Raw genomic sequence first — 11,255 nt, forward strand, 5'->3', positions numbered from 1 at the left:
TTTCCAAGCCTTATTTTTATAAACTTTTTGCATTTTTGACTATATTATCAACAGATTCTTTTACCATTTCTGGTGTTGTTGCAAGATTTAGTCTTATATAGCCTTGATATTCTTCTCCAAACCATGCTCCATAGTCCACTGCAAGCCTACATTTATCTTGCACAAATTCTTTTAATTTTTTTGAAACGGGCATGTTATTAACTATTACTTTTTCATCATCTTTTACATCAATAAAACTTGATAAATCTATCATAGGCAGATAGGTTCCCTGCATATCTGCAACTTCTACTTGAGGAAGTTCTCTATTTAATGTTTCTTTAAGATAAATATAATTTTCCCAAATTATATCCCTAAGAGCATTTAGCCATTCAGCCCCACCTTCATAGGCAGCTCTTGTGGCAATGCAACCCATTATGTTTACTTCCATTGGCACGTTGTTGTTTTGATATTGATCAAATTTTTCTCTAAGTTCTTTGTTTTCAATAACTATGTTTGAATGTACAAGGCCTGCAAGGTTAAAGCTTTTTGATGCTGCATTTACAAGTATTATATTGTCTTTGTACTTGCCCTTACCTACTCTTGGTGCTGGTGTGTGTTTATTGCCGTTAAAGGTAAAGTCTTGGTGAATTTCATCACTTATTATTAAAACTCCATATTTCTTACAAATGCCAAATAATTTGTCCAGCTCTTCTTCTTTCCATACTCTTGATGCAGGATTGTGAGGAGAACAGAAAATCATCATTTTTACATTTTCTTTTTTTATTGCTTCTTCTGCTTTTTCATAATCAATATAATATTGATTGTCCCTGTGTATTAAATCTACCGTTACTTTTTTTCTTTTTGTATCTGTAATACAGTTATGGAAGGGATAATATACAGGAGGCATAATTAGTATTGAATCATTTTCTTTTGTAAAACAATTTATAAACCAATATAAAGCCGGTACAACTCCCACTGAAGTGCGAACCCATTCTCTTTTTACAGGATAATCAAAATTTTTTTCCATCCAATTTGAATAAGCTTCATAATATTTTTCAGGTTTAAAGCTGTAGCCGAAAACTCCATGTTCAACTCTCTCTTTTAAAGCCTCTCTTATACATTCTGGACTTTTAAAATCCATATCTGCTACCCACATGGGAACCAGATTGTCATCTTTGTATCTTACCTTTAAAAAATCCCATTTTAAGCAATTGGTATTTTGTCTGTTTACAGAATATTTTTCTAAAAATTCTTTTTTATTCATTTTACCTCCTATTAAATATATTTAAGTAGCTTAACCGTTAAGTATATTATATAAAATTTGATAGCCTTGTCAACTTTATTTAGAGCATTTATTATTAACTTGTTAAAGTTTTTTTATGCTATAATTGTAAAAAGAGGTGCCTATGAAAGATTATAAAAGTGATAAAAGTATTTATGAAAATGATATTATAGATTCCTGGATTGAAAAAGATGAAGATGAGGAAATTGTTTCTCAAAGATATAGAGAACTTTCCAAGATAATGAATCCTATGTATGATTTTATTTTGGCTTATTCCAATTATTTTTCCATTAGAAGGGACTATGGTTACGGACCTGAGCTTACTATGGTAGAAATTCATATTCTTACAGATATTCATGATCACCCTGATACTACCGTTACTGAAATTGCTAGTCAATGGAAAAGGACTACTTCTGCTATTTCTCAAATTGTTAGAAAGCTTATTAATTTCGGTTTAATTGACAGAGTTAATTCTAAAGAAAATGGAAAGATTTACCATCTGACTACTACTCCCAGCGGTGAGAAACTTGCTCTTGCCCACAAGAGATATGACAATATTGATATTGTAAAGACCAGAAAGGTTCTTTTAAAAAAATTTACTGTTGATGAGCTAATTGCTTTTGATAATATTTGTAAGGAATATACAAATATTCTCAGAGAGAGTACAAAAAAAGAGGACGATTGATTATCGTCTTTTTTTATGCTTCACGCCAAGCATTTTTAAAATTATATTCTAATTTTGAATTAACATTAATTTTAAATTATTTAAGAAATCCTTCCATTTTAAACAAACTTCTTTCTTAACATAATCTTTAAAAATCCTCTAGGGACCAATTTATTGGTCCGTGTGTATATTGTGGGAAAACAAACCATGCATTTGATTTAAAATTTATTTTAAAATTTTTTACAAATATTTTTTACGCTCTACATAGAGCATTTTGTTTTAAATTTTTCCAATAAATCTTTTTTCTATATTTTTTCTTTCTCATTTTTTATTTTATTTTCAATCATTCGCCTGACGGCGACCGGACCAATAAATTGGTCCCTACATTCGCTTGTAAGGTTTTAATCTCTTGGAACCTTTTCTCACAAAATTATCCCACATTCACGTGTGGGATTTTGTGGGCTGTAGGGACCGGTTTACCGGTCCGCGTGTATAATGTGGGAGAACAAAATAAATATTTGATTTAAAATTTATTTTAAATTATTTTTTATGCTCTACGTGAAGCATTTTTATTTTTAAAAATTTTCAATTGAAATTTTTTCTGAATTTTTTCTTTTTCATTTTTTATTTTACATATGTAACGCGAGGGGGACTAATGGACTTGCGATTGTCCCTATCCGTCCCCCTCACACTCCCCCTCCTTACCCCTCGAAACGCTTTTAAGATGTGGAAAAGCTTACGCTTTTCTTTCCTATTGTTTCTGTGGAGGTTGAATCTACATTTATTCTTTTTCGTTTTTTTATTTTATTTCCAAGCTACTATTGAAGAGCCCTTGCTTTCTTTTTTGATTACTTCTTCTGTATCGTCAGATTGATATGCTGCTACTATTTTTTTGAATACTTCATTGTCTTTGTCTTCTGGTCTTGCTGCAATTATATTTATATATGGTTTTGAGTTTTCGTCTACTGGTTCTAAGAATATTGAATCTGTTGTTGGACTATATCCAGCGTCTGTTGCTACTCCATTGTTTATACATGCTGCGGTCACATCGTCTAATGCTCTTGCTGTTTGTGATGCGTCCATTGGAATTATTTCTAGGTTCTTTGGATTTTCTATAATGTTTTTAGGTGTCAATGGATCTCCTGGTTTTCCGTCAACTTTTATAAGTCCTGCAGTTTGAAGAAGAGCTATGGCTCTTGCTTGGTTTGAAACGTCGTCAGGGATTGCAATTTTATCTCCATCTTTTATTTCATTTACGTCTTTTATCTTATTTGAGTAGATGCCAAGGGGTGCAAGCACTGTTTTACCAATAGAAACTATATTTGATTTTTTGTCTTCGTTAAAGTGATCTAAGAAGTTTTGATGTTGAAATGAATTTAAATCTATATCTCCTGATAAAAGTGCTGCATTTGGTTGATTGTAATCTGTAAATTCAACAAGTTCTGCTTTTATTCCTTCTTTTTCAAGTTTTTTTATTACAAAATTCCAAGTGTCTGACTTGGTGCCTACAACTCCTATCCTAACTGGACGATCTTTTCCTATATTTTCGTCTACTTTGTTTGCCTTATTTTTTGAACCACATGCTGTTAATGCTAATGCTAATCCTAATATTCCTAAAATTTTAATTGTTTTTTTCATTTTATTTTCCTCATCTTTCTAATTTTTTTATTGCTAAATTTGATATTCCTTGTACAAAATACACAAGTATTAGTATAAGGACCATTGATACTATTACTACGTCGTCTTGAAATCTATTATAACCGGTGGCTATTGCAAGTTTACCTAAGTCTTGAGCTCCTATGGCTCCTGCCATGGCGCTAAGTCCTATTAAAGAGATCATTGTAAGGGCTGAAACCCTTATTAAATTTTGAAGTCCTTCTCTTAAATAAACTCTTGTGATTACATAAAAGGGACTATCCCCCATGGAAATTGCAGCTTCTATAAGCCCTTCATCTATTGAAGATAAGGCTGATTCTACTTGCTTTGCATAAAAGGGGAAAGCTCCAAAGAAAAGTGGAACTATTGCTGCTGTCGCTCCTATTCTTGTGCCGACAATTGCCTTTGTTAGTGGAGCTACCACTGCCAAAAGAATTATAAATGGTACAGCACGAAGAAAGTTTATAATCTTATCCAATATGGAGTTTAAAACTTTATTTTCCAGTATTCCCCCTTGTTTTGTGGTGACAAGTACTATTCCAAGTATTAGTCCAGCTATACCTGCAAAGATTGAAGTAAAAAATACCATATAAATTGTTTCTAAAGTTGCAGGTAAAAAGTCGCCTTTAATAGCTATTACATTTTTAAAAAATTCACTCATTTTCTTCCTCCAGTCTAAGTTCTCTTACCCTTACATTTTTTTCTTTCATGTAGTCAAAGGCTTCTAAGATGTTTTTACAATCTCCCTTTAAGGAAACTATAAGCACACCAAGAGGTGTATTTTGTATAAACTCTACATTGCCCCATAGTATTGATGTCACTACATCAAACTTTTTATAAAGCTCAAGGATTATTGGCTCCAAGGTTGAATCTCCTATATAGTCAAGCCTTACAAGTTTTGAATTGTCCGATGTAACTAAATCCTTATTATTTTTTAAAGTTTCTAATACTTCTTCTGATTGGATTGTGCTTTCAATAAACTCTTTTGTAAGTTTATGCTCTGGATTAGAAAAGATTTCTAAAACAGATTTGCTCTCAACAATGTTTCCATTTTCCATTACAGCACACTTTGTGCAAATGGATTTAACCACCTGCATTTCGTGAGTTATGATGACTATTGTAAGTCCCAGATCTTCATTTAACTTCTTCAAAAGTTTTAATATTTGAGAAGTGTTTTGTGGATCCAGGGCTGAAGTAGATTCATCGCAAAGAAGTATGTCAGGATCATTTGCAAGTGCTCTTGCTATGGCGACTCTCTGTCTTTGACCTCCTGAGAGTTTACTCGGGTAATCATCTCTTTTTTCATAGATGTCCACCAGTTTCAAAAGTGATTCTACTTTTTTAATTTTCTCACTTTCTTTTAATTTTGAATGCTTCAAGGGATAGTAGACATTTTCAAATATAGTCCTCGTTGAAAAGAGATTAAAATGTTGAAAAATCATCCCTATCTTCATTCTTTTTTTTCTAAGTTCCTTTTCAGTTAATTTTGTTATATCCTCTCCCTTTATATATACTTCTCCAGAATCCGGCCTTGTAAGTAAATTTATACATCTTACCAAGGTTGATTTTCCGGCTCCAGAGTAACCAACAATTCCAAATATTTCTTTTTCTTTTATTTTAAGAGATACATCCCTTAGTGCGTGTACCACCTTATTTTTATTTTCAAATGCTACACTTACATTCTTTAGTTCTATCATTTTTCCTCCATCAAATTTAAATAAAAAAAACGTCCTTTCTATCCATATAGGATAAAAAGGACGAAATTATTCCGCGTTACCACCTTAATTGCATTTAAAATAAAAAATGCCTCTTCATGTACCATCATACACTAACTCTGTAACGGGAGTTCCCGTGTGATTCTAAATATCGAACCACCCTATCAAGAATCATGTTCAAAAGATCTCATCTTGCTACTCTCACCACAATATAGCTTCTCTGTAAAGACTAAAATTCTTTTTACTCTTTCTTTCAAATAGTTTTTAATTTTTAAGTTTCTTTTTTAAACTTGTTTTTGATTGTACGAGCTGTGGAAAAATTTGTCAACACTATTTTTAAAATTTTTAAAAAAAATTTTTTTAAGTTTTTTTGCAAAAATCGCCTCAGGTATTCAAAATTGGCCCTTGCATTCCTTTGCAGAGATTTTCTTTTGTGAGCATGTAAACTGGTCCACATGTGTTGAGTGGGAGAAAAAAATAAATATTTTTTATAAATTATTTTTTTACGCTCTACGTGAAGCATTTTTAAAATTATATTTTAATTTTGAATTAACATTAATTTTAAATTATTTAAGAAATCCTTTCATTTTAAACAAACTTCTTATTGCCACAACCCTTGAAAATCCTGTAGGGACCGGTTTACCGGTCCGCGTGTATAACGTGGGAAAACAAAACCTGCATTTGATTTAAAATTTATTTTAAATTTACATTTTTATTTTATTTTATGTTTTTTCAATTTATATTTTTTCTACATTTTTTCTTTCTCTTTTTTTATTTTAAATATGTATCGCGAGGGGGACTAATGGACTTGCGATTGTCCCTAACGTCCCCCTCGCACTCCCCATCCTTACCCCTCGAAACGCTTTTTAAAGGTGGAAAAGCTTACGCTTTTCTTTCCTATTGTTTCTGTGGAGGTTGAATCTGCATTTACTTTTTTTCATTTTTTTATTTTGTTTTAATAAATTCGCCTTACGGCGATCGGACCAATTGCAGATATTTGCAGCCAAATCAAAGATTTGGGCAAATAGTTGCATGAGACCTACCACGATTTTTTTACAAAAATCGGGTTAGGGCTTCAAATTGGTCCCTACATTCTGTTGAATGGGTTTTCTTTTGTGAAACCTGTTCGCATAAATTTACCCCACGTTTCTGCATGGATTCCATGTTTGGATAAAATTACAATAAATTTATTCGTTGGTTTTTGTGGGGCCTAGGGACCGGTTTACCGGTCCGCGTGTATTGTGTGAGAGAACAAAATAAATATTTGATTTAAAATTTATTTTAAAATTTTTTATAAATTATTTTTTTACGCTCTACGTGAAGCATTTTTATTTTTTAATTTTCAAGCAGGGCTTTTATTACTATTAAGGAGAATATAAGGGTCAAGCCTTCTGATAAAACACTGCTGAACCAAATGTATTGGGGATTTATTTTTGAGAGTAAAAATAGGGCAAGGCCTATCATGACAAAGGATCTCAGGATATTTATTATTATGGAGTTGTTTGGTTTTAACATGGATGCTGAAAAACCAGATATTATTATGTTGTACCCTATTAATAAATATGAAAAGCTGTATTTTGCCATTGCTCCTTTGGAGTATATTATTTGTTCTAAGTCTCCTTTTAAGAATACTGAAAATATATTTTGGCTGAAGTAGTTTATGAGTCCGAAACTTATAAGGCTTACGCTTATGGTTGAAATGAGTGCATATTTAAAGATTGTTCTTGCTTCTTTCAGTTTATTTTTTCCGTAATAGTAGCTTACCAGAGGACTCATTCCTTGGGATATTCCTGCATAAAAAACTGCTACCATTTGTGTTACATAGGATATTACTGTAAAGGTTGATAGGGCTCTTTCGCCTAAATAGTTTATTATGAAGTGATTGTATAAAAATATTATTGCTCCTCCGCCTATTTCTGCTATACAGCTTCCTATGCCTAAGTGGACTATTCTTTTTAAGATATTTCCATGAAATTTAAAGGTTCTAAATTTTAAATTTGATTTTTTTCCTAAAAAATGCACTAAGAATATTAATGTTGCTAATAGTTGTGATATGCCTGTTGCTATTGCAGCTCCTTTTATTCCGTAATTATAGACTGCTACAAATAAATAATCTAAAAAAATGTTTGTCAGAGCTGATATTGCTACTACTATTATTGAAAGATAGGGATATCCGTCTATTTTTACAAGGACTTCAAGGTTGTAGGAAATTATAAAGAAGGGGCTAAAAATCATTATTATTCCAAGGTAGTTTTCTACAAGTCCTATTAGATCCTCTCTTGCTCCTAGTAGTATTGCTATTTTGTCCATGTTTAGAAAGGATGTTATGCCTAATATTAAAGAAAATATTGTAAGGCTTAGGACTGATTGGGTAAATACTCTTGATGCTTCTTCTTTGTTCCCTCTTCCTAATAAAACTCCGCACATTGTTTGGGTACCTATGGCAAAAACTACTGATATGCCAAATAAAATACTTATAAAGGGCAGGGATATGTTTACTGCTCCCAGTGCTGTTTCAGATACGTAGTTTGCAACAAAAAATCCGTCCACCATGGTGTATATTGCAAATATCGTTTGTGCTAATACTGATGGTATTACATATTTAAAAAATTTTTTTCCTTGTTCACTAATAATAAAACCTCCTAAAAAATAAGGCTCTAATTTTAAAAATTAGAGCTTATTTTACTTTAATATTTTTATTTTTCTTCTTCTTTTTCTAAATAGTCAGAGTTAAAAATTTCAAGTTTTACTTTTTCAATTCTCTTGTCTTTTGCGCTAAGTTCAGTAAGTTTTAATTGATCTTTATATAAAACGGAGTGGTTTATTTTATCTCCTTGGCTTGGAATAAAGCCTAAAAGCTCTACCATAAGACCTGATATGGTCTCGTGATTTTCACTATATAATTTTGTATTTAATTCGTCGTTAATGTCATCAAGATTCATACGGCCGTCTATTATAAAGGTGTCTTTTGAAATCTTTTCAATCTTCGGCTCGTTTTTATCATACTCGTCTTCTATCTCTCCAACTATTTCTTCGACTATATCTTCTACTGTTACCATTCCAGAAAAACCACCGTACTCATCTATTAATATGGCAACATAATTTTTGCTTGCCTGCAATTCTTTTAAAAGTTGGTCGATTTTTTTTGTTTCCGGAACAAAGTAGGGTTCTTTTAAAATATTATCTAAGGATATATCTTTATAGTTTCTCTTTGTATATTCTGCAAATAAATCTTTAATGTACAAAGTTCCTACTATGTTATCAGTATTTTCTTTATATACCGGCATTCTGGAAAAGCCTTTTTCCAGGATTTCCTTTATCATTTCTTTATTAAATTCATCATAGTCAATCATATAGATGTTTGTTCTTGGAGTCATGATTTCATAGGCTAATCTGTCGTCAAATTCCATTATGTTGACTATCATTTCTTCTCCGGCACTGTTTATTACACCCTGCTCTTGAGAAACTTTTATATAACTTTTAAGTTCTTCTTCGGATATTTTTTCTTCCACATCTTCAGAATATTTGCCAAGAAGTTTTAAAACCAAACTTGTGGCAAGAGATGTGAGTTTTACAAAAGGAAAAGTCAATTTTGTAAAGATTTCTATTGTTCCTGCTGAAAAAAGTGCTACTTTTTCCGAATTTTGAAGAGCTATTCTCTTTGGAACAAGCTCACCAAACACAAGGGTTATAAAGGATAGGATAAAGGTTACTAAAATAAGTGCTATAGTATGGCCATACATTATCCCAAAAGCTAAAAATCTTTGTCCCAAAGCACGAGAAACTGTTGTCGCTGCACTTGCTGATGAGAAAAATCCCGCAAGTGTGATTCCCACTTGTATTGTTGATAAAAATCTGGTTTGATCTTTCGTAATGTTTAAAAGTTTTTTTGCTTTTTCATTGCCTTCTTCAGCCAAAGTTTGTATTTTTGTTTTATTGCAAGATACTATTGCAAGCTCTGCTGAGGCAAAAAAAGCGTTTATAAGTGTTAAAACTATTATTATTAAAAACTGCGGTATTAACCCAGCACCGCCGTCGTCCATATAATTCCCCCTAACATTTAAATATTATATCAAGAATTTAAGCATATTGCCATAATGCTGTAAGTTTATCCTGTTAATTTTTTATGATAAAATAAATGTGTATTTATATTAAATAGAATAAAATTTTAAAATAAGGAGTTCTTATGAAAACAAAGAAAAAATTTATTATAGTAATTGTTATTCTTTTGCTTATAGGAGTTTTTTTCGGTGGTTATAAACTTGGCTCTGAAAAAAAAGAACCTAAGATAAGTGAAAGTCTACTTAAAAACAGACTGGAAAGGGCAAGCCAACTTATAAGCCTTGATTATATTTACACAAATATGAGTGAATACAGCGATGTAAATTATTTTTACGGTTGGGAAGTTCCATTTACTGAAAAAAAGTTTATTATTTCCTACAACGGCTCAATTAAATCGGGAGTTGATTTAAAACAAATGAACATTTCTATTTCCGGCGACACTATTGATATAAAACTCCCTCCGGCTAAAATTCTTGCCCATGAAATAGATGAAAATTCTATAAAAATATTCAATGAAAAAAATTCGATTTTTAATCCTCTAAAGGTTGATGATATGAAAGATTTTACTATTGATCAAAAGGAAAAAGTTGAAAAAGATGCGATAAAAAAAGGCCTTCTTGACCAAGCTTTTACCAAAGCTCAAGAATCAATTATGGAAATTTTAAGTATTGACAAGATCAACGAAAAATATAAAATTAATATTAATAAATTAAATTAGTCTTTATGGGAGGAAGAAAATGATTATAGGAATACCCAAGGAAAATAAGGACACTGAAGCAAGAGTTGCTGCTACTGTTTCTTGTGTTAGAAATTTTACTGAACAAGGACATACTGTTCTTGTTGAAAAAAATGCAGGTTTACAATCGGGTTTTACCGATGAGGAATATAAAAATGCCGGCGCCCAAATAGTTTCTCACGAAGAAGTTTGGACAAAATCTCAAATGATTTATAAGGTTAAGGAACCTCAAGAATGTGATTATAAATATTTAAGAGAAGGCCTTATAATTTTTGCCTACTTGCATTTAGCTGCAAATGAAAAATTATTTAGAGAACTTGTTGAAAAAAAATGTATAGGCATTGCTTTTGAAACTGTAGAAAAAGATGGAAAACTTCCTCTTTTAAAACCTATGAGTGAAATTGCAGGACGACTTGCCCTAGTTGTTGGTGGCTATTATCTTGCAAATTTAAAAGACGGTAAAGGAATGTTAATAGACGGAGTGCCTGGAGTAAAACCTGCAAATGTTGTAATAATAGGAACAGGAACTGTAGGAACTGCAGCAGCTAAAGTTGCCGTAGGTATGGGTGCAAGAGTTACTGTAATCGGCAGAAATACAGAAAGACTTGGACAACTTATTGATATTTTTGGAAACTCAATTGAAACCCTATATTCAAACGAATACAACATTGCAGAAGCTGTAAAAAGTGCAGACCTGGTAATTTCAACAGTTTTAATTACAGGAGCCCTTGCTCCAAAACTTGTAACTGAAGAAATGGTAAAATCCATGGGAAAAGGTTCCGTTATAGTTGACGTTTCCATAGACCAAGGCGGTTCCATAGAAACAACTGCAAATCATCCAACAACTCATTCAAATCCTGTTTTTGAAAAATATGGAGTTATCCACTATGCAGTTGCAAATATACCAGGCTCAGTTCCTAAGACCTCCACACAGGCCCTTTCTAATGCAACCTCATATTATGCCCTTAAAATTGCAAATGAAGGCTGGAGAGAGGCTATAAAAGGCTGTGAAGAATTAAAAAAAGGAGTTAACATGGCGGAAGGTTATGTAACTTTCAAAGCTCTTGCAGATGAATATAAACTTCCCTATACAGATGCTTTAAATATTTAATTTTAAACATTAAAAAAGCTCTAATTTAAATTTAAGTAGTACTTTTTTAA

The 11,255-nt window shown here is 31.8% G+C and carries 10 protein-coding genes and 1 other annotated feature; of the genes, 4 read left to right on the forward strand and 6 right to left on the reverse strand.

Going from position 1 to position 11,255, the window contains the following annotated elements; genetic code table 11:
* Positions 1-16: 16 nt before the first annotated feature.
* Positions 17-1,243: a MalY/PatB family protein gene (locus tag HMPREF1253_RS03745; protein WP_023055388.1), complete on the reverse strand. Its 1,227-nt coding sequence runs from the start codon at positions 1,241-1,243 to the stop codon at positions 17-19.
* A 142-nt stretch (positions 1,244-1,385) separates the two neighbouring features.
* On the opposite strand from HMPREF1253_RS03745, the gene HMPREF1253_RS03750 reads away from it, so the two are divergent.
* Positions 1,386-1,946: a MarR family transcriptional regulator gene (locus HMPREF1253_RS03750; RefSeq protein ID WP_023055411.1), complete on the forward strand. Its 561-nt coding sequence runs from the start codon at positions 1,386-1,388 to the stop codon at positions 1,944-1,946.
* 783 nt (positions 1,947-2,729) lie between these two features.
* Here the strand turns inward: HMPREF1253_RS03750 and HMPREF1253_RS03755 are convergent.
* Genes HMPREF1253_RS03755 through HMPREF1253_RS03765 form a run of 3 tightly spaced genes read right to left on the reverse strand, consistent with a single transcriptional unit; the run spans position 2,730 to position 5,278 of the window.
* Positions 2,730-3,563 carry a MetQ/NlpA family ABC transporter substrate-binding protein gene (locus HMPREF1253_RS03755; RefSeq protein WP_023055362.1) on the reverse strand — a complete coding sequence of 278 codons (834 nt, stop codon included), beginning with the start codon at positions 3,561-3,563 and terminating at the stop codon, positions 2,730-2,732.
* Between the two features lie 10 nt (positions 3,564-3,573).
* Positions 3,574-4,242, reverse strand: coding sequence for a methionine ABC transporter permease (locus tag HMPREF1253_RS03760; protein ID WP_023055315.1), 669 nt, complete (start codon positions 4,240-4,242; stop codon positions 3,574-3,576).
* Positions 4,235-5,278 carry a methionine ABC transporter ATP-binding protein gene (locus HMPREF1253_RS03765; RefSeq protein WP_023055358.1) on the reverse strand — a complete coding sequence of 348 codons (1,044 nt, stop codon included), beginning with the start codon at positions 5,276-5,278 and terminating at the stop codon, positions 4,235-4,237. Before HMPREF1253_RS03765 ends, HMPREF1253_RS03760 begins: the two co-directional genes overlap by 8 nt.
* Before the next feature lie 53 nt (positions 5,279-5,331).
* Positions 5,332-5,562 (reverse strand) — a binding site (T-box leader).
* Positions 5,563-5,617: 55 nt separating this feature from the next.
* Between HMPREF1253_RS03765 and HMPREF1253_RS03770 the strand changes: the two genes are divergently transcribed.
* Entirely contained in the window at positions 5,618-5,986 is a 369-nt protein-coding gene (locus tag HMPREF1253_RS03770; protein ID WP_023055399.1) for a hypothetical protein, read from the forward strand.
* Positions 5,987-6,631: 645 nt separating this feature from the next.
* Here HMPREF1253_RS03770 and HMPREF1253_RS03775 read toward each other — a convergent pair.
* Together HMPREF1253_RS03775 and HMPREF1253_RS03780 are read right to left on the reverse strand one after the other, a co-directional pair.
* Positions 6,632-7,930 carry an MATE family efflux transporter gene (locus tag HMPREF1253_RS03775; RefSeq protein WP_036739353.1) on the reverse strand — a complete coding sequence of 433 codons (1,299 nt, stop codon included), beginning with the start codon at positions 7,928-7,930 and terminating at the stop codon, positions 6,632-6,634.
* Positions 7,931-7,992: 62 nt separating this feature from the next.
* A complete protein-coding gene (locus HMPREF1253_RS03780) occupies positions 7,993-9,339 on the reverse strand; it encodes a hemolysin family protein (protein ID WP_023055373.1) in 1,347 nt (448 codons plus the stop codon).
* Positions 9,340-9,482: 143 nt separating this feature from the next.
* Here HMPREF1253_RS03780 and HMPREF1253_RS03785 point away from each other — a divergent pair, with 143 nt between their 5' ends.
* Entirely contained in the window at positions 9,483-10,076 is a 594-nt protein-coding gene (locus tag HMPREF1253_RS03785; RefSeq protein WP_023055336.1) for a DUF4230 domain-containing protein, read from the forward strand.
* Positions 10,077-10,095: 19 nt separating this feature from the next.
* Positions 10,096-11,205, forward strand: coding sequence for an alanine dehydrogenase (ald, locus tag HMPREF1253_RS03790; protein WP_023055379.1), 1,110 nt, complete (start codon positions 10,096-10,098; stop codon positions 11,203-11,205).
* Positions 11,206-11,255 lie beyond the last annotated feature (50 nt).

Source organism: Peptoniphilus sp. BV3C26, assembly GCF_000478985.1.
In the GTDB taxonomy this organism is placed as follows: Bacteria; Bacillota; Clostridia; order Tissierellales; family Peptoniphilaceae; genus Peptoniphilus_B; species Peptoniphilus_B koenoeneniae.